This window comes from Streptomyces sp. B8-7 (genome assembly GCF_058833805.1).
Map to the genome: position 1 here is coordinate 1849566 of NZ_JBYRRL010000001.1, position 18776 is coordinate 1868341.

The window sequence follows — 18776 nt, forward strand, 5'->3', positions numbered from 1 at the left end:
GCGGCTGCGGCGCACCGGAAGGCAGGTCCGCAGGACAGGGCGCGCCGCCGGCGGCCGCCGACGGCGGGAGCCCGCGGCGGCCGAGCCCGGTCCCTCCGGGTCAGTCGTGTGCGGCCGGCTGCGTGGTGAGCAGGTCCGTCAGGCGGGTCGTGCGCGGCTTGGCCGGGATCTCCGCGACGGCCTTCGACAGCGCCTGGTCCACCCCGTGGACCACGGACAGATGGCGGCCCGCGCGCCCGAACGCCGTGTACACCCACGGTCTGCTCAGCGCCCGCACGGCGTCGCCCGGCAGGACCACGACCACCGCGGGCCAGCGGCCGCCGGCCGCCTGCTGCGCGGTGAGCGCCCACCCGTGCCGCACGGTCTGCTCCACCCGCTCCTTCGGTACGACGACGGGGCCGCCCGCGCACGACAGGTGCAGCCCGTCCGCGTCGGCCGTCACCACGTGGCCGGGCAGGGTCCGGCCCGGTGCGGGGGAGTGCACGACCCGGTCGCCGGCGTCGAAGCCGCCGAACCGGCCGGGCCCGGGGTTGAGCCGCTCCTTCAGGGCCGCGTTCAGCGCGCGGGTGCCCGCCGCACCGCCGTGGCCCGGGGTGATCACGACCGTCTGCTCGGCGGGCACCCCGATCGCGCGGGGCACCGAGTCGGCGACGAGCTGCACGGTCCGGTGCACGGCCTCGCCCGCGTCCCGGACCGGCACGATGACGAGTTCCCGGCCGGGCGCCTCGACCTGGTTCAGCTCGCCGACGCCGATACCGGAGACCAGTTCGCCGAGCGGGCCCGGGTCCGGGCGGCGCGAGGCGACCCGCGGGCACACCCGTGCGGCGAGCAGGTCGGCGAACACCCGGCCCGGACCGCTGGACCAGAGCACACCCGGGTCCCCGGCGAGCACCAGCCGGGCCCCGTCCGGCAGCGACTCGGCGACCAGGGCCGCGGTCTCCACGTCCATCAGCGGGGCGTCGATCACGGCGAGGAGGTCCAGGTCCAGGGCGCCGTCGGCGTCCCGCCCCGGCCCCTCGGCACCGGACAGCAGGCCTGCCAGGGTGACGGCTCCGGCCGAGCCGCCGGACGCCCCGGTCAGCGCGTCGAACCGGCTGCGGCCCAGCGGGCCGTGGGCGGCCGCCCAGGCGCGCAGGCCGAGCCCGCGGGCCGCGTCGAGCAGCGTCCCGACCTCGGCGAGGGAGGCCTCACCGCCGGTGTGCAGAACCAGCCCGTTTCCCGCGACCGCGCGGACCAGCTCGGCGGCGGCCCCCCCGGCCGCGGCGGCCCGCTCCCAGCCCTCACCGTGCCCGGCCGGCCCGCCCGGTGCCGGCTTCGCGTCGATCAGCCGGGCCAGGCCGTCGGCGAGGCTCTCCTCGGCGAGCGCGTACCGCTCCAGGCCGACCAGCACGCGCACCGGACGGCCGTCCTCGCCCCCGGTGCCGCCGCCGTCCGCGCCCGGCCCCTCCGGGTCCGCCGCCGGACCCTCCGTGCCCTCCGGCTCGTCCAGCGCGTCCTGGAACGCCAGGGCCTCGCCCTCCGTGAGCGCGCCCTGCACCGCCGCGTCCGGGTCCGGCACGCCGTACCGCGCGAGGGCTGCGGTGAGCGCGGGCAGCTCCAGCGCGGTGTGCCCGGCCGCGGCGGCCTGTTCGAGCAGCCAGCCGGTGACCGACCGGCCGCGTCGCTCGTCCCCGGGCCCGCACTCGGCGCCGAGCAGCGCCCGGGCGAACCCGTCCGCCTGCTCCGGGCGCACCCCGGTCACCCGCAGCAACTGCCACGGGTCCTCGCGCAGCCGTCCGGCCGCGCTCTCCCCGAGCGCGGCGGCGACCGGCCGGGCGAGGGACTGCGGCGCCCCGCCCCGCACCAGCACGTCCCGCACGGCCTCGACGGTCTCCGCCGCGGGCCCGGCCGACGCGGGCGGCGGCACCGGTGCGGGCCGCGGCGGCGGCGTGCGCTCCGCACCGGCGGCGGGGCGGCGCGGCGGACCGGGTTCGGCGAACACCGTGGCCGCGGGCGCGGCGCCGCCCTCCACCGCGCGCACGGCGGCGAGCAGATCGGCGGCCCTGCCGCTCAGCTTGGCGCCGCTGTCGATGGTCCCGTGCCTCTCGGCCTTCCGCCGCGCGATCCGCTCCCGCTCCACGCGCTGCGCCGCGAGCTCGGCCTGCGCCTCGGACACCCCGGCGTCACCGTCGGCTCCCGTCCCGCCGATGTCCCCGTCGGCTCCCGTCCCGTCGGTGTCCCCGTCGGTTCCCGTCCCGTGGGCGTCACTGTCGGCTCCCGTCCCGTCGGTGTCCCCGTCGGCTCCCGTCCCGTCGGTGTCCCCGTCGGCTCCCGTCCCGTCGGTGTCCCCGTCGGTTCCCGTCCCGTGGGCGTCACCGTCGGCTCCCGTCCCGTCGGTGTCCCCGTCGGTTCCCGCCCCGTCGGCGTCCCCGCCGGACGTCCCTCGGCCCGGGCCGGACGCCGTCCCGGCCGCCTCTCCGCGGCCCGAGCCGCTGCCCGGTCCGGCCGCTTCGGCCGCTTCGGCCGCTTCGGTTCCGGACGCGGCGGCTCCCTCGGCCTCTCCCGGAGCCCCCTCGGCCTCCCCGGGAGCCCCCTCGGCCTCCCCGGAGGCCTCTTCGGGCAGGGGCCCCGCCGCCGGGGCCTCTCCGGCGGCCGGGGTCCCGTCGCCGGGCTCCGCCGCCCCGGCGGCCCGGGCGGCCCCCGGGTGCTCTGCGCCGGCCGGTGTGGAGCCCTGCGCAGCCCCGTCGGTCCCGGCGGCGCCCCGGGCCGCGGTGTCCTCGGTGGTCTCCGGCTCCGTGCTCACAGCGTGCTCCAGTCGTGATCGGGATAGCGGTGCACGGGCGCCGACACATCGTCGAGCGCCCGGCAGATCTCGTCAGGAAGACTAAGTGTCTCCACCGACAATGCCGCCGTGAGCTGCTGCGCGTTGCGCGCGCCTATGATCGGGGCGGTCACCCCGGGCCGGTCGCGCACCCAGGCGAGGGCCACCTGCAGCGGGGTCACCGCCAGCCCGTCCGCCGCCGTCGTCACCGCGTCCACGATCCGGCTCGCCGTGTCGTCGAGGTAGGGCTCGACGAACGGCGCCAGATGCTCCGAGGCGCCCCGCGAGTCCGGCGGCAGCGCGTCACCGCGGTACTTCCCGGTCAGCACGCCCCGTCCGAGCGGTGAGGAGGGCAGCAGTCCGATGCCCAGGTCGAGCGCGGCCGGCAGCACCTCGCGCTCCACGCCGCGCTGGAGCAGGGAGTACTCCATCTGGGTGCTGGCCAGCCGGACCCGGCCGGCCGGCGCGGCGAGCTGCCAGGTGGCGGCCTTGGCGAGCTGCCAGCCGCAGAAGTTGGACACGCCCGCGTAGCGCGCCCGGCCGCTGGCGACCGCGAGGTCGAGCGCGTGCAGGGTCTCCTCCAGCGGGGTGGCCGGGTCGAAGGCGTGGACGTGCCAGACGTCGACGTGGTCCGTGCCGAGCCGGGCCAGGGAGGCGTCCAGCGCGGCGAGCAGATGGCCCCGCGAGCCGTCGAACCGGCGGTCGGGGTCCGGCACGCTGCCCGCCTTGGTCGAGACGACCAGGTCGCGGCGCGGCACCAGGCCCTCCATCAGGCGCCCGAGCAGGTACTCCGCCCCGCCGTCGCCATAGACGTCCGCGGTGTCGACCAGGGTTCCGCCGGCCTCCCAGAACGTCTTCAAGAGGTCCGCCGCGTCATGCTCGTCGGTGTCCCTGCCCCAGGTCAGGGTGCCGAGACCGACACGGGACACACGCAGGCCGGTGCGGCCGAGATGCCTCTGCTCCATGGACGCCGAGAGTACTGGCCAGAACCTGTCGTGCGGGTGCCTGTGGACAACCGTTGCCGGTGATCGCGCACCGTCCGCCGACAGCGCCGTACGACACCCTGCCCGCATCCGCGCCGGTCCGCTAGGGTCGGCCCGACAGGGACGTTACTGATGAGTAAAAGGGGATCTGGCATGCAGCTCGGGATCAACCTCGGCTACTGGGGTGCCGGAATGGACTCCGACAACCTGGCGGTCGCCCAGGAGGCCGACCGGCTGGGCTACGCCGTCTGCTGGGCCGCCGAGGCCTACGGCTCCGACGCCGCCACCGTACTCACCTGGGTCGCCGCCCAGACCGAACGCATCGACGTCGGATCGGCCATCTTCCAGATCCCGGCCCGGCAGCCCGCGATGACCGCGATGACCGCCGCGACCCTGGACTCCCTCTCCGGCGGCCGGTTCCGCCTCGGCCTCGGCGTGTCCGGCCCGCAGGTCTCCGAGGGCTGGTACGGGGTCACGTTCGACAAGCCGCTGGCCCGCACCCGCGAGTACGTCGAGATCGTCCGCAAGGCCATGACCCGCGAGCGGCTGACGTACGAGGGCGAGCACTGGACGCTGCCGCTGCCCGGCGGCCCCGGCAAGCCGCTCAAGCTGACCGTGCACCCCGAGCGCGAGCACATCCCGCTGTACATCGCGGCGATCGGCCCGAAGAACCTGGAGCAGACCGGCGAGATCGCCGACGGCGCGCTGCTGATCTTCCCCTCCGCCGACCATCTGGAGGAGACCGCGATCCGCCACCTGCGCGCGGGGCGCGAGAAGGCGGGCAGAACCCTCCAGGGCTTCGACGTCTGCCCCACGCTGCCCCTGGCGGTCGGCGAGGACAAGGACGTCCCGCAGCTCGCCGACTTCTTCCGCCCCTACACCGCCCTCTACGTCGGCGGCATGGGCAGCCGCAAGCAGAACTTCTACAACCAGCTCGCCCGGCGCATGGGCTACGAGCAGGCCGCCGCCGAGGTCCAGGACAAGTACCTGGCCGGCGACAAGCAGGGCGCCGCGGCCGCCGTACCGCACGACCTGATCGACCGGACCACGCTGCTCGGCTCCGTCGACCGCATCGCCGACCGGATGAAGGCCTACGCCGCCGCCGGCGTCACCACCCTCACCGTCACCCCCGCGGGCTTCACCCTGGACGACCGCCTCACCGCACTGCGGGCCGGCGTCGAGGCCATGGAGCGCGCCGGACTGGCCTGAGCCCGAACGGCCCGGCCCGCTCCCCCTCCGGCCCCGCGCGGACACCGCCGGGGCCGGGGCGGCTGCGAGAGGTGCCGCGACGTCGCAGTGCTGCGGTGCCGGGGTGCCGGGTGCCGCGACGCCGGGGCGGACTGTGCCGGCCGTGCCGTGCGGGAGGGGTTTCAGCGGCCGTGGTGGGGGCTCGGGGGTCTTCCCCGCCACGGCCGTCATCCAGAACAACGCACCGGACCGCTCGCGGTTACGCCTCCCGCGCGGCCGGCGTGGTCCGTCGTTCGGCGGAGTTGTCCGACACCCGTGTTGCGGCTTTCCTCGCGGCGCATTTGACTCGTTCTTCGCGGACCCTGCACAAGCCGGTGGAACCCGGCAGAACCCGTGCGTCCCGCGGTGAGCAGAGAGGTGTCCCAGATGCTTTCGGCCAAGAGTCTCTTCCAGGAGATCCTCGACAACGACGAGTCCTTCCGCCTGTTCTGCTCCATCGCCGCCAGCGGCGAGTCGCAGGGCGGCTGGGAGAACGCCCGCATCGCCGAGCTCGTCCCCGCGAGCGAACGCGAGCTCGCCCCCAAGATCGCCCGGCACGGTGCCGACGAGGACAAGCACGGCCGGATCTTCAACGCCCTGCTGAAGAAGCGCGGCCTCGAACCCGTGCCCGTACCCGACGACACCGACTACACGATGCTGCTGGAGACCAACGGCATCGGCCTCGCCCACCACCGGCTCGCGGGCGAGGCGCCGCTCACCGTCGACGACCTCGTCACCTACCTGGCGCACAGCCGCGTCACCGAACAGCGCGCGTCCGAACAGATGGACCTGCTGCGCAGGCACTTCGCCGACCACCCCGACATCGGCCGCGCGGTGCGGATGATCTCCCACGACGAGGACAACCACCTCGCCTACTGCCACGAGGAGCTCCTGCGCCTCGCGCGCGCCGGACACGGCCCCGCCATCCAGCGCACGCTGCGCGCATGCGCCCTCGCCGAGATCCGCATCTACCGCGACGTCAGCCTCGCCGTGATGGCCCACATGGGGCGCGTCCTCGGCTGGCCCCGCGCCAAGTCGGCGGCCCTGGCGGCGGGCATCCACGCCGTCTACGCCTGGGAGCGGTTCGCCGGCTGGCACCGCATGGTCTCCCTGCGGATGCCCGAACGCCGCAACGCCCTCGGCGGCCCGGCCGCCCCCGCCCCCGAGTTCGCCTGACTCGCCCGGACCGGCCGTGCCCCGGTCCCGCCGCGCACCGGGTCCCGCCGTCGGCCGCGGTCCCGCCCGGCCGCCCCCGCCCCCGAGTTCGCCTGACTCGCCCGGACCGGCCGTGCCCCGGTCCCGCCGCGCACCGGGTCCCGCCGTCGGCCGCGGTCCCGCCGCGCCCCCGGTCCCGCCCGGGCGACGGTCGCCGCGTGCCCCCGGCCCGCCGCGCCCCGCCGCGTCCGGTCCCGCCCGCGGGCCCTACAGCCAGCCGCGGCTCTTGAACAGCCGGTACAGCAGCAGTTCCAGGGCGGCCAGGAGCACGATCAGCGCCGGATAGGACCACGCCCAGTGCACCTCGGGCATGTGGTCGAAGTTCATGCCGTAGATCCCCGCGATCATCGTGGGGACCGCGGCCATGGCCGCCCACGCGGAGATCTTCCGCATGTCGTCGTTCTGCCGGACGCTCGTCTGCGCCAGATGCGCCGACAGGATGTCCGACACCAGCCGGTCCAGGCCCTCCACCGACTCGTTCACCCGGGTGAGGTGGTCGCCCACGTCGCGGAAGTACGGCTGTGCCTTCGCGTTCACGAACGGCACCGTCAGCCCGAACGGCCCCGACCCGGACAGCTTGTCCAGCGGCAGCGCCAGCGGACCGGTCGCCCTGCGGAACTCCAGCACCTGCCGCTTGAAGGTGTAGATCCGCGACGCCGTGTGGCGCGTCCCGCCCCGCTCCGGCGAGAACACCTCCGCCTCCAGCTCCGACAGGTCCGTCTGGAGCTCCTGCGCCACCTCCAGATAGCGGTCCACCACCGCGTCGGTGATCGCGTACAGCACCGCGGTGGGCCCCTTGGCCAGCAGCTCCGGCTCCTCCTCCAGCCGCCGCCGCACGGCCGCCAGCGGAAACCCCTCGCCGTGCCGCACGGTCACCACGAAGCCGTCGCCCAGGAAGACCATCACCTCGCCGGAGGTGACGGTGTCGCTGTCCGGCTCGTACCCGACCGGCTTCAGCACCAGGAACAGCGAGTCGTCGTACACCTCCAGCTTGGGCCGCTGATGAGCGCAGAGCGCGTCCTCCACCGCGAGCGGGTGCAACGCGAACTGCTCCGTCACCCGGTCGAACTCCCGCTCCGTCGGCTCGTACAGCCCGATCCAGACGAACCCGCCCGCCGTCCGCGCCCCGGCCAGCGCCTCCGACAGGTCCGCGGGCGCCGCCGTCCGCACCCCGTCGCGGTACATCGCGCAGTCCACGATCACGCGAGGCATTCTCCTCCCGGCCGCCCGCCGCCGCACCCCCGCCGCCGCACCCCCGCCGCCGCACCCCCGCCGGGGCCTACCCTGGGCGGCATGCCCACGCTGCTTCTGGTCCGGCACGGACGCTCCACCGCCAACACCGCGGGACTCCTCGCGGGCTGGACACCCGGCGTCGCCCTCGACGAGCGCGGACGCGCCCAGGCCGCCGCCCTGCCCGGCCGCCTCGCCCCCCTGCCCCTGCACGAGATCGTCACCAGCCCCCTGCAGCGCTGCCAGGAGACGCTCCAGCCGCTCCTCGCCGCCCGTCCCGGCCTCACCCCGCACACCGACGAACGCATCGGCGAGTGCCACTACGGCGACTGGTCCGGGCGCAAGCTCGCCGAACTCAAGGACGAACCCCTCATGGAGGTCGTCCAGGCACACCCCTCCGCGGCCGCCTTCCCCGGCGGCGAGTCGATGCGTGCCATGCAGACCCGCGCCGCCGAGGCCGTCCGCGAGTGGAACGCGCGCGTGGAACGCGACCACGGCGCCGACGCCGTCTACCTCATGTGCTCGCACGGCGACATCATCAAGTCCCTCGTGGCCGACGCCCTCGGGCTGCACCTGGACCAGTTCCAGCGCATCTCCGTCGAGCCCTGCTCCGTCACCGCGATCCGCTACACCCGGCTGCGGCCCTTCCTGCTGCGCCTGGGGGACACCGGCGACCTCTCCTCCCTCGCGCCCCGCGCGGAGCCACCGACCGACCAGGCGACCGTCGGGGGCGGTGCGGGCGCACCGTGATCGTCGGCCGCAGTAGGGTGAAGCGGTCGCAGTAGCACCCCGATCGCCCACCACGATTCTTGGAGCTGGACGTGTCCCGTCAGGTGTTCCTCTACGACCCGCCGGACCGCTTCGTGGCCGGCACGGTCGGACTGCCAGGGCGCCGTACGTTCTTCCTCCAGGCCACCGCCGGCTCCCGGGTGACCAGCGTGGCCCTGGAGAAGACCCAGGTCGCCGCGCTCGCCGAACGCATGGACGAACTGCTGGACGAGGTCGTCCGGCGCAGCGGCGGCAGCGCCTCGGTGCCCGCCATGGCGCCCTCGGAGATCTCCGACACCGGCCCCCTGGACACCCCCGTCGAGGAGGAGTTCCGGGTCGGCACCATGGCCCTCGCCTGGGACGGCGAGGAGCAGCGCATGATCGTCGAGGCGCAGGCCCTGGTCGAACTCGAGGCCGACTCCGAGGAGGACCTCGCCGAGGCGGAGGAACGGCTCCTGCAGGACGAGGAGAACGGCCCCCCGATGCTGCGGGTCCGGCTCACCGGCACGCAGGCCCGCGCCTTCGCCAAGCGGGCCCTCGACGTCGTCAACGCCGGCCGGCCGCCCTGTCCGCTGTGCAGCCTCCCGCTCGACCCGGAAGGACACGTATGTCCGCGCCAGAACGGATACCGCCGCGGAGCATGACCCCGGCGGACCTGCTCGCCCGGGGCGAGCTCACCGTGCGCGGCCGCCTGCGCGAGGCCTCCAACGCCGCGCTGTACTGCACCCTCGCCCCGCAGACACCCGGCGCACCCGGCACACCCGGCACACCCGGCACACCCGGCGGACCGGGCGCAGCGGACGGCCACGGCGTTCCGGTCGCGCCCGGCGCGCCCCACGGGCCCGGCGTCCCCGGCGCACCCGGCGGACCGGGTCCGCAGTACCCGTCCGACGTCCCCGGCGTCCCCGGCGTCCCCGACGCCCCTGGCGTCCCCTGCGTGTACAAGCCCGTCGCCGGGGAGCGCCCGCTGTGGGACTTCCCCGACGGCACGCTCGCCCAGCGTGAGGTGGCCGCCCACGAGGTCTCCGAGGCCACCGGCTGGCACCTCGTGCCCCCCACCGTGCTGCGCGACGGACCCTACGGCGAGGGCATGGTCCAGATCTGGGTCGAGGCGCCCGAGGCGACCGAGGACACCGGGCTGCTCGCCCTCGTCGACGGCGACACGCCCGCCCCCGGGTGGAAGGCCGTCGGCTTCGCCGACGTGGGGGAGGGCCGCACGGCTCTGCTGGTGCACGGCGACGACGAACGGCTGCGCCGCCTCGCCGTCCTCGACGCGGTGATCAACAACGCCGACCGCAAGGGCGGTCACCTGCTGCCCGCCGCCGACGGACGCCTCTACGGCATCGACCACGGCGTCTCCTTCCACGTCGAGAACAAGCTGCGCACCCTGCTGTGGGGCTGGGCGGGGGAGCCGCTGACCGAGGAGGCGCTGACCGTCCTGAAGGGGCTCAGGGAGTCCCTCGCGGCCGACGGGCCCCTCACCGCGCGGCTCGTCCCCCTGCTCACCCCCGACGAGATCGACGCCACCCGCGCCCGGGTCGACGCGCTGCTGACGTCCGGGACCCACCCCGAGCCCTCCGGCGCGTGGCCGGCCATCCCCTGGCCGCCGGTCTGAGCAGGCTCCGGCGCGCCGGGCAGGAGGGCCGTCCGAGCCGTGCGGTGGCCCGATCCCGGCGCCACCTGGCCCGATCCGGTTCGTATCCGGAACTCCAGTCCGGTTAGGCTCGGGGCATGCATGCCTGGCCCGCTTCCGAGGTCCCCGCCCTGCCCGGTCAGGGCCGCGACCTCAGGATCCACGACACCGCGACCGGTGAGCCCGTCACCCTGGAGCCCGGTCCCGTCGCCCGTATCTACGTCTGCGGCATCACGCCGTACGACGCCACCCACCTGGGGCACGCGGCGACCTACAACGCGTTCGACCTCGTCCAGCGCGTGTGGCTGGACACCAAGCGGCAGGTCCACTACGTCCAGAACGTCACCGACGTCGACGACCCGCTCCTGGAGCGGGCCCGGCGCGACGACGTCGACTGGGTCGCGCTCGCCGAGCAGCAGACGGCCCTCTTCCGCGAGGACATGACCGCCCTGCGGATGCTGCCCCCGCAGCACTACATCGGCGCCGTCGAGGCCATACCCGGCATCGTTCCGCTCGTCGAACGCCTCCGGGACGCGGGCGCCGCCTACGAGCTGGAGGGCGACACCTACTTCTCCGTCGAGGCCGACCCGCACTTCGGGCAGGTCTCCGGCCTCGACGCGGCCGCCATGCGGCTGCTGTCCGCCGAACGCGGCGGCGACCCGGACCGCCCGGGCAAGAAGAACCCGCTGGACCCGATGCTGTGGATGGCCGCCCGTGAGGGGGAGCCCAGCTGGGACGGCCGCTCCCTGGGACCGGGACGCCCCGGCTGGCACATCGAGTGCGTCGCCATCGCCCTCGACCACCTCGGCATGGGCTTCGACGTCCAGGGCGGCGGCTCCGACCTCGCCTTCCCGCACCACGAGATGGGCGCCTCCCACGCCCAGGTGCTGACCGGCGAGTTCCCCATGGCCAAGGCGTACGTCCACGCCGGCATGGTCGCCCTGCACGGCGAGAAGATGTCGAAGTCCAAGGGCAACCTGGTCTTCGTGTCCGCGCTGCGCCGGGAGGGCGTCGACCCGGCCGCGATCCGGCTCGGCCTGCTCGCCCACCACTACCGCGCCGACTGGGAGTGGACCGACCAGGTCCTGCGGGACGCCGTGGAGCGGCTCGGCCGCTGGCGCGCCGCCGTCTCCCGGCCCGACGGGCCCGCCGCCGACGCCCTGGTGGAGGAGATCCGCGACGCCCTCGCCGACGACCTCGACGCCCCGGCCGCGCTCGCCGCGGTCGACCGCTGGGCCGCCGCGCAGCAGCAGCGGGGCGGCACCGACACCGGCGCCCCCGGCGTCGTCTCCCGCGCCGTCGACGCCCTGCTGGGCGTGGCCCTGTAGGGCGCGTACCGGGAGCCCCGTCCGGCCGGCGACGCTCCTGGGGACGGCGCCCGCCGCGCTGTCGGGACCGTCCATGTACGCCCGGTACGCGGACGGTCCGGTCCTGCGCCGTCCGGTGCACCGACCGGACGGCGCGGAACCGCCGTCGGGGCGGACGACGCCCCGGCCGGCACAGGCCCCGGTCTGCCCACGAGCACCGGACAGGGCGCCTGCGGGCCGGAACTCCGGCCCGCAGGCGCCCTGTTCACGTGCGCGGCGTCCGCCGGGACGGACCGCGTCCGATCGGGCGGCGGTCCCCCGCGGAGCCGGTCCGTGGGAGACCGCCGCCCGTCGGAGGGTCAGTCGTCTGCCGCGTCCCCGTCGTCCGGGCCCGGCTTCGGCGGCTTCGGCGGACGGGTCCGCTCCCCGGGACCGGGGCCGTCCTTCCGGTAGGGGGGCCCGTCGCCCTCCGTGGCATGCCCGCCCGGCGTGCCGCCTCCGCCGTCCCGGCGGCGCAGGTACCGCTCGAACTCGCGGGCGATCGCCTCCCCCGACGCCTCCGGCAGCTCCGCGGTGTCCCGCGCCTCCTCCAGCGTCTGGACGTACTCCGCGACCTCGCTGTCCTCCGCGGCCAGCTGGTCCACGCCGACCTGCCAGGCCCGCGCGTCCTCGGGCAGCTCGCCCAGCGGGATACGGACGTCGATCAGGTCCTCCAGCCGGTTCAGCAGCGCCAGCGTCGCCTTCGGGTTCGGCGGCTGCGACACGTAGTGCGGCACGGCCGCCCACAGCGACACCGCCGGCACCCCGGCGTGCGTGCACGCCTCCTGGAGCACGCCGACGATGCCCGTCGGACCCTCGTACTTGGTCTCCTCCAGGTCCATCCGCCGCGCCACGTCAGGATCGGACGTGGTCCCGCTGATCGGCACCGGCCGGGTGTGCGGGGTGTCGCCGAGCAGCGCGCCCAGCACCACCACCAGCTCCACGCCCAGTTCATGGGCGAAACCGAGCAGCTCGTTGCAGAACGAGCGCCAGCGCATGGACGGTTCGATGCCGCGCACCAGGACCAGGTCCCGCGGCTTCTCGCCGCCGACCCGCACCACCGACAACCTTGTCGTCGGCCAAGTGATCTTGCGCACACCGGCGTCCGTGAACACCGTGGGCCGGTTCACCTGGAAGTCGTAGTAGTCCTCGGCGTCCAGCGCCGCGAACACCTCGCCCTTCCACTCCCGTTCCAGATGTGCGACCGCGGTGGAGGCGGCGTCGCCGGCATCGTTCCAGCCCTCGAACGCTGCCACCATGACTGGGTCGATCAGCTCGGGAACTCCCTCCAGCTCGATCACCCAGCGCCTCCTTCCGACGAGCCCTCGCTTGACGTCCCAACCTTACGGCGTTCGGCGGGTACGCCCGCAGCCCCCCGGCACAGGGGCAGTGAACGGATCACTGCCCCGTCCGCCACCCTTGGACACCCCTGCGACGATCACCGGTGCGGGCGTCGCCGTCGGCCACCGGGCAGGCCCGAGGGGCGGCTCCGTGCGGGGACACCGTTGGCCAACGGTGTCCGTGCGGGGAGCCGCCCCTCGGGCGGTGGCAGGGCCGTCCGGCCGTCAGACCCTCGTCCTGCGGCCCTACTTCTCGCCCGGCTTCCCGCCGAGTACGTCCTCGACCCTGCCCCGCACCTCGTCCGTGGCCAGGCCGCGGATGGTCAGGGTGGTGCGGCGGCGCAGCACGTCGTCCGCGGTCTCGGCCCACTCGTGGTCCCGGGCCCACACCACCTGGGCCCAGATCTCCGGAGCGTCGGGGTGGACCCGCTCGGCCAGCTCGGGGTGCTCGTTCGCCAGCCGGGCGATGTCGAACGCCAGCGAACCGTAGTGCGTGGCCAGGTGGCGGGCGGTGTCCGCGGCCATCCGCGGACCCGGCGCCGGCCCGTCCACCAGCAGCCGGTGGGCCACCGCACGCGGGTTCGCGACCCCCGGCAGCGGCAGCTTCTTCGGCAGCGACGCGATCGGCTCGAAGTCCTCGCCCAGCGGACGGCCCGGCAGCGACTCCAGCTTCTGCATCACCGTGCGGCCGATGTGGCGGAACGTCGTCCACTTGCCGCCCGCCACGGACAGCATGCCGCCCCGGCCCTCGGTCACCACCGTCTCGCGCTTGGCCTTCGCGGTGTCGCCCGGACCGCCCGGCAGCACCCGCAGACCCGCGAACGCGTACGTGATCAGATCCCGGTCCAGCTGCTGGTCCCGGATGGAGAACGCGGCCTCGTCCAGGATCTGGGCTATGTCCTTGTCCTCGACCGCGACCTCGCCCGGCTCGCCCTCGTACTCCTCGTCCGTGGTGCCCAGCAGCAGCATGTCCTCCCACGGCAGGGCGAACGTGATGCGGTACTTGTCGATCGGCGTGGCCAGCGCCGCCTTCCACGGCGCGGTGCGCTTGAGCACCAGGTGCGCGCCCTTCGACAGCCGGATCGACGGCGCCGCGTTCGGGTCCTCCATCCGGCGCAGGTGGTCCACCCACGGGCCGGTGGCGTTCAGCACCAGCCGGGCGCTCACCCCGAACTCCTCGCCCGACAGACGGTCCCTCAGTTCCGCGCCCGTCACCCGGCCCTTGGTGAACCGCAGCCCGGTCACCTCGGCGTGGTTGAGCACGGCCGCGCCCGCCTCGACGGCCGCCCGGACCGTCATCAGCGCCATCCGCGCGTCGTTCATCTGGTCGTCGCCGTACACGGCCACGGCCTTCAGGTTGTCGGTGCGCAGCTCCGGCACGTCCGCCGCCGCCCGGGCGGGGGAGAGCAGGTGCCCCACCCCGTCACCGAACGCCGACAGCATCGAGTACGCGAACACTCCGGCCCCGAGTTTCGCCGCGCCGTGCGGCCCGCCCTTGTACACGGGGAGGTAGAACGTGAGCGGGTTCGCCAGGTGGGGCGCCACCTGGCGGGAGACCGCACGGCGCTCGAAGTGGTTCTCCGCCACCAGCTTCACCGCGCCGGTCTGCAGGTAGCGCAGACCGCCGTGGAGCAGCTTGGAGGAGGCGGAGGAGGTGGCACCGGCGAAGTCGCCGGCGTCGACCAGGGCCACCCTGAGCCCGGACTGCGCGGCATGCCAGGCGGTGGAGATGCCCAGGATGCCGCCGCCGATGACGAGAAGGTCGAACGACGCCTTGGAGAGCTGCTCCCGGGTCTCGGCTCGGCTCGCGTTCGAACCGGAAGCCGGGCGCGTCCCCAGGGCAGGCACGGACTGCAGGGTGGACTGACTGGTCATGTGGGGTTACTACTCCTCATCAGAGTCGCGGAGGGACGGGTGGTTCCCTCAGCTCTCGTCCTCGTCGAGCCAGCCCATGGTCCGCTCGACGGCCTTGAGCCAGCTCTTGTACTCACGGTCGCGGGTCTCCGCGTCCATGCGGGGGGTCCACTCGGCGGCCCGGCGCCAGTTGGCACGCAGGTCGTCGGTGCTGTTCCAGAAGCCGACGGCGAGGCCGGCGGCGTAGGCGGCGCCCAGGCAGGTGGTCTCGGCGACCATCGGGCGCACCACGGGCGCGTCCAGGAAGTCCGAGAGCGTCTGCATGAGCAGGTTGTTGGAGGTCATGCCGCCGTCGACCTTGAGCGCGGTCAGCTCGACGCCGGAGTCCTTCGTCATGGCGTCGGCGATCTCCCGCGTCTGCCAGGCGGTGGCCTCCAGCACGGCACGCGCCAGGTGCGCCTTCGTCACGTACCGGGTCAGACCGGCGATCACACCGCGGGCGTCGGAACGCCAGTACGGGGCGAACAGGCCCGAGAACGCCGGCACGAAGTAGGCGCCGCCGTTGTCCTCGACGGACAGCGCGAGCGTCTCGATCTCCGCCGCGGTGGAGATCAGGCCCATCTGGTCCCGCATCCACTGCACCAGCGAGCCGGTGACCGCGATCGAGCCCTCCAGGGCGTACACGGTGTCCTGGTCGCCGATCTTGTAGCCGACGGTGGTCAGCAGACCGCTGTAGGAGTTGATGATCTTGTCACCGGTGTTCATCACCATGAAGGTGCCGGTGCCGTAGGTCGACTTGGTCTCGCCCTCCGAGAAGCAGGTCTGGCCGAACAGCGCCGCCTGCTGGTCACCGAGCGCGGAGGCGACCGGGATGCCGCCGAGCAGTTCGCCGAGGCTGCCGCCGGTGATCTCGCCGTACACCTCGGCGGAGGAGCGGATCTCCGGGAGCATCGCCAGGGGCACGCCGATCGACTCGGCGATCTTGTCGTCCCACTGCATCGTGTGCAGGTTCATCAGCATGGTGCGGGACGCGTTGGTGACGTCGGTGACGTGGTGGCCGCCGTCGACACCGCCGGTCAGGTTCCAGATGACCCAGGTGTCCATGGTGCCGAAGAGGATGTCCCCGGCCTCGGCGCGCTCGCGCAGGCCCTCGACGTTGTCCAGCAGCCAGCGGGCCTTCGGCCCGGCGAAGTAGGAGGCCAGCGGCAGGCCGGTCTCCCGGCGGAAGCGGTCCTGGCCGACGTTGCGGCCGAGCTCCCGGCACAGGGCGTCGGTGCGGGTGTCCTGCCAGACGATGGCGTTGTGGACGGGCTCACCGGTGTTCTTGTCCCACAGCACGGTCGTCTCGCGCTGGTTGGTGATACCGATGGCCTTGATGTCGTCGCGGGTGATGCCGGCCTTGGCGACGGCTCCGGCGACGACCTCCTGGACGTTGGTCCAGATCTCGGAGGCGTTGTGCTCGACCCAGCCCGGCTTCGGGAAGATCTGCTCGTGCTCCTTCTGGTCGACGGAGACGATACGGCCGTCCCGGTCGAAGACGATGCAGCGGCTGGAGGTCGTGCCCTGGTCGATGGCGGCGATGAACGGGCCGTGCCCGTGGGAGGAGATACCGGCGTGGGCGTCGGTCACTGTGTGCTCCTGAAGGTCCTAGGTATTCGGGGCGGTTCGTACGGCGCGTGCTGCGTACGGCGCGTGCTGCGTACGGCGCGTGCGGTCAGCTCGACGTGCTCTGTGACAGCTTGGCTCGTGCGGCGGCTCTGCTATGCGAACGCGGCCTTGTAGATGCCCGCGGCGATCGCCGCGCCGATCAGCGGACCGGCGACGGGGACCCAGGCGTAGCTCCAGTCGGAGCCGCCCTTGTTGGGCAGGGGCAGCAGGGAGTGCACGATCCGCGGACCGAGGTCGCGGGCCGGGTTGATCGCGTACCCGGTCGGGCCGCCGAGCGACAGACCGATGGCGACCACGACGAACGCGGTGATCAGGGCGCCCAGGGTGCCCAGGCCGTTGCCGCTGTCGTTCAGCCCCTGGGTCAGGACCGCCAGCACCAGCACGACGGTGCCGATGATCTCGGTGCCGAGGTTCTGCACCGCGTTCCGGATCTCCGGACCCGTGGAGAAGATGCCCAGGACCGGGCCGGCGCCCTTCTCCTGTGCCTCCACGGCCTTGGTCGCCGTGGCCTGCGCGCCCGGACCGCCGACGATCTCCCGGTCGGTCAGGTGGGCCTGGAACTGGCCGTAGTAGGCGAGCCAGACCAGCGTCGCGCCGATCATGGCGCCCAGCAGCTGGCCGCTCCAGTAGGTGGCGACGTTGCTCCAGGCGTTGTCCTTGATCGCGATGGCGAGCGTGACCGCCGGGTTGAGGTGTGCGCCGGACAGCGGCGCGCTGGTGTACACCGCCGTCATGACGGCGAAGCCCCACCCGAAGGTGATGGCGAGCCAGCCGGCGTTGCGGGCCTTGGAGGCCTTCAGTGTCACGGCGGCGCAGACGCCGCCGCCGAGCAGGATGAGCAGGGCGGTACCGATGGTCTCGCCGATGAAGATGTCGGAGCTGGACACCCGCGACTCCTTTGTCCTTCGTCCAGGGGAAGCAGCGTCCCGAGTCCCTTCGGGGGATGCTGCGCCCTCAGGGGGTGAGCGCTGTTCCGGTCCCTTGGCGTTGTCACACTCTAGCGCGTATTGCCGGTAGGTGTTCGACAATGCCGACCGATGGACGGGAGTCTTGCTCCGGCGTCACGCGTGAGTCAAGGGTTCTGTTATCGAAAACCTGATCGTTATTGATCGAACGTGCCTATCGATGTTCATGTGGCCGTGGAGGCCGTCATCGACGGGGCCGGGGCCGGGGCCGAGGCCGTCCGTGGACGTCCGCGGACGGGGCCGCGGAGACGGGGGTGGCCGTCGACCCGTCCGACCGCGGTGGGGCGGGTTTCCCGCCGATCAGGCCGCTATGTCCTTCTCAGGTGGAATAGCGTGGAATATCAGAGTAGGCCGAAGGCCGGGACGCCGTACTGCGTCCCGGCCTCGTCTCTCGCCGCCGCGCCCCCGAAGGCGCTGGTCAGAAGCGTCCCGCGCCCAGATCCCGGGACACCGCCCGGGCGCAGTCCCGCACCGCCGCGATCAGCTCGGGCCGCAGGTCACCGTCGCGGGCCAGCCGCTCCACGGCGCCCGTGACCCCCACCGCGCCCACCGGCATGCGCCGCCGGTCGTGGATCGGCGCCGCGACGGACGCCACGCCCTCCCACGTCTCCTCCACGTCCGCGGCGTACCCCCGCGCGCGGGTCAGGTCGAGAATCTGCTCGAAGGCCCCCAGGTCGCACACCGTGCGATCGGTGAAGGCCTTCCGGTCGGCCTCGATCGCCTCGCTGTGCGCCACCGGGTCGTACGCCGACAGCACCTTGCCGAGCGCCGTGGAGTGCAGCGGCTGCATCGCCCCGATCTCCAGCACCTGCCGGCTGTCGTCCGGACGGAACACGTGGTGCACGATCAGCACGCCCTGCTGGTGCAGAACCCCCAGATACACGCTCTCGCCGCTGGACCGGGCCAGATCGTCCGTCCACACCAGCGCCCGCGCCCGCAGCTCGTGCACATCCAGATAGGTCGTGCCCAGACGCAGCAGCTCCGCGCCCAGCTGGTAGCGGCCCGAGGCGTCGTCCTGCTCCACGAAGCCCTCCTGCTGGAGGGTGCGCAGGATGCCGTGTGCGGTGCCCTTGGCGAGGCCCAGTGCGGAGGCGATGTCCGACAGGCCCAGCCGCCGCTCGCCGCCCGCGAGCAACCGCAGCATCGCCGCCGCCCGCTCCAGCGACTGGATGTTCCGTGCCATCGCCGTCCTGCCTCCGTCCCCTTCGGCCGCCGAGCCGTGCTGCTGCCCTGCCGCGGCCGGCCTTGTCCTCGTCGCCGGGTGCGTCCGGCGGCTTCCTGGCCGCCGCCGTCCGGCGGCGCTGCCGATCGCGGGGGCTCCGTCGTTCCTCCGCCGGCGTTCCGCCGTCCGTGTGCCGGCCTCCGGCGGCCTCCGACGGCCGCCGACGGTGTCCGGCGGCCCTCCGACGGTGTCCGGCGGTGTCTTCGGCCGACGTCGGCGACACCGCTCGACCGTGTCCCTCGTTCGGCAATGTCGAACACTACCGGTCCGTGGTCATCCACCGCCAATGGTCCGCACGGACGGACCCCCGCACGACCTCCTCCGGCCGCCCGGTGACCGGAGGCCGACCGGGGCCGCCGGGCCACCGACCGGACCGCCCGGGCCCCAGTCCGGGCCCCAGTCCGGGCCCCAGTCCGGGCCTCGCCGGGCCGCTGTCCGGTCCCCGCCGGGCCGTCGCCCGGACGCCGGACGCCGGACGCCGTCCGCCGGCCGCCGGCCGCCCGGCACGTCACCCGGCCGCTCCCG

Annotated in this window: 14 protein-coding genes; 6 read left to right on the top strand and 8 right to left on the bottom strand. The window is 74.1% G+C overall.

Annotation, left to right across the window (positions count from 1 at the left end):
- Positions 1-100 precede the first annotated feature (100 nt).
- Positions 101-2782, bottom strand: a complete 2682-nt coding sequence (locus AC5K6T_RS07755) for a helix-hairpin-helix domain-containing protein (protein ID WP_493206808.1) — start codon at positions 2780-2782, stop codon at positions 101-103.
- Complete coding sequence (locus AC5K6T_RS07760) at positions 2779-3765, bottom strand: aldo/keto reductase (protein WP_493206810.1); 987 nt, start codon at positions 3763-3765, stop codon at positions 2779-2781. The genes AC5K6T_RS07755 and AC5K6T_RS07760 overlap by 4 nt, the downstream gene beginning before the upstream one ends.
- A 171-nt stretch (positions 3766-3936) precedes the next feature.
- Here AC5K6T_RS07760 and AC5K6T_RS07765 point away from each other — a divergent pair, with 171 nt between their 5' ends.
- Together AC5K6T_RS07765 and AC5K6T_RS07770 are read left to right on the top strand one after the other, a co-directional pair.
- Positions 3937-4992, top strand: a complete 1056-nt coding sequence (locus AC5K6T_RS07765) for an LLM class F420-dependent oxidoreductase (protein ID WP_493206812.1) — start codon at positions 3937-3939, stop codon at positions 4990-4992.
- 405 nt (positions 4993-5397) lie between these two features.
- Positions 5398-6186, top strand: coding sequence for a ferritin-like domain-containing protein (locus AC5K6T_RS07770; RefSeq protein ID WP_493206814.1), 789 nt, complete (start codon positions 5398-5400; stop codon positions 6184-6186).
- Positions 6187-6432: 246 nt separating this feature from the next.
- On the opposite strand, the gene AC5K6T_RS07775 is transcribed toward AC5K6T_RS07770, so the two are convergent.
- Entirely contained in the window at positions 6433-7428 is a 996-nt protein-coding gene (locus AC5K6T_RS07775; RefSeq protein ID WP_493206816.1) for a magnesium and cobalt transport protein CorA, read from the bottom strand.
- A gap of 90 nt (positions 7429-7518) precedes the next feature.
- Here AC5K6T_RS07775 and AC5K6T_RS07780 point away from each other — a divergent pair, with 90 nt between their 5' ends.
- From AC5K6T_RS07780 to mshC, 4 genes are all read left to right on the top strand, one after another.
- Positions 7519-8205: a histidine phosphatase family protein gene (locus tag AC5K6T_RS07780; RefSeq protein WP_493206818.1), complete on the top strand. Its 687-nt coding sequence runs from the start codon at positions 7519-7521 to the stop codon at positions 8203-8205.
- A 71-nt stretch (positions 8206-8276) separates the two neighbouring features.
- The gene (locus AC5K6T_RS07785; RefSeq protein WP_493206820.1) at positions 8277-8867 is read left to right on the top strand and encodes a DUF3090 domain-containing protein; all 591 of its coding nucleotides are present in this window, start codon (positions 8277-8279) and stop codon (positions 8865-8867) included.
- Complete coding sequence (locus tag AC5K6T_RS07790; protein WP_493206822.1) at positions 8864-9838, top strand: SCO1664 family protein; 975 nt, start codon at positions 8864-8866, stop codon at positions 9836-9838. Before AC5K6T_RS07785 ends, AC5K6T_RS07790 begins: the two co-directional genes overlap by 4 nt.
- A gap of 116 nt (positions 9839-9954) precedes the next feature.
- Positions 9955-11184, top strand: a complete 1230-nt coding sequence (mshC, locus tag AC5K6T_RS07795; protein ID WP_493206824.1) for a cysteine--1-D-myo-inosityl 2-amino-2-deoxy-alpha-D-glucopyranoside ligase — start codon at positions 9955-9957, stop codon at positions 11182-11184.
- Between the two features lie 338 nt (positions 11185-11522).
- On the opposite strand, the gene AC5K6T_RS07800 is transcribed toward mshC, so the two are convergent.
- The 5 genes from AC5K6T_RS07800 to AC5K6T_RS07820 form a co-directional block, all read right to left on the bottom strand.
- Positions 11523-12503, bottom strand: coding sequence for a PAC2 family protein (locus AC5K6T_RS07800; protein ID WP_493206826.1), 981 nt, complete (start codon positions 12501-12503; stop codon positions 11523-11525).
- Positions 12504-12788: 285 nt separating this feature from the next.
- Positions 12789-14417 (bottom strand): glycerol-3-phosphate dehydrogenase/oxidase, encoded by a 1629-nt coding sequence (locus tag AC5K6T_RS07805; RefSeq protein ID WP_493206828.1) that lies wholly within the window; start codon positions 14415-14417, stop codon positions 12789-12791.
- 48 nt (positions 14418-14465) lie between these two features.
- Entirely contained in the window at positions 14466-16004 is a 1539-nt protein-coding gene (gene glpK, locus AC5K6T_RS07810; protein WP_493207408.1) for a glycerol kinase GlpK, read from the bottom strand.
- Positions 16005-16156: 152 nt separating this feature from the next.
- Positions 16157-16951, bottom strand: coding sequence for an MIP/aquaporin family protein (locus AC5K6T_RS07815; protein WP_493206830.1), 795 nt, complete (start codon positions 16949-16951; stop codon positions 16157-16159).
- Positions 16952-17447: 496 nt separating this feature from the next.
- A complete protein-coding gene (locus AC5K6T_RS07820) occupies positions 17448-18212 on the bottom strand; it encodes an IclR family transcriptional regulator (RefSeq protein WP_493206832.1) in 765 nt (254 codons plus the stop codon).
- Positions 18213-18776: the final 564 nt, after the last annotated feature.

Excerpts from the sequence above, each read along its gene's own strand:
- AC5K6T_RS07760 (WP_493206810.1), bottom strand. The coding sequence starts at position 3,765 with ATGGAGCAGAGGCATCTCGGCCGCACCGGCCTGCGTGTGTCCCGTGTC.
- AC5K6T_RS07765 (WP_493206812.1), top strand. The coding sequence starts at position 3,937 with ATGCAGCTCGGGATCAACCTCGGCTACTGGGGTGCCGGAATGGACTCC.
- AC5K6T_RS07770 (WP_493206814.1), top strand. The coding sequence starts at position 5,398 with ATGCTTTCGGCCAAGAGTCTCTTCCAGGAGATCCTCGACAACGACGAG.
- AC5K6T_RS07780 (WP_493206818.1), top strand. The coding sequence starts at position 7,519 with ATGCCCACGCTGCTTCTGGTCCGGCACGGACGCTCCACCGCCAACACC.
- AC5K6T_RS07790 (WP_493206822.1), top strand. The coding sequence starts at position 8,864 with ATGACCCCGGCGGACCTGCTCGCCCGGGGCGAGCTCACCGTGCGCGGC.
- mshC (WP_493206824.1), top strand. The coding sequence starts at position 9,955 with ATGCATGCCTGGCCCGCTTCCGAGGTCCCCGCCCTGCCCGGTCAGGGC.
- AC5K6T_RS07805 (WP_493206828.1), bottom strand. The coding sequence starts at position 14,417 with ATGACCAGTCAGTCCACCCTGCAGTCCGTGCCTGCCCTGGGGACGCGC.
- AC5K6T_RS07820 (WP_493206832.1), bottom strand. The coding sequence starts at position 18,212 with ATGGCACGGAACATCCAGTCGCTGGAGCGGGCGGCGGCGATGCTGCGG.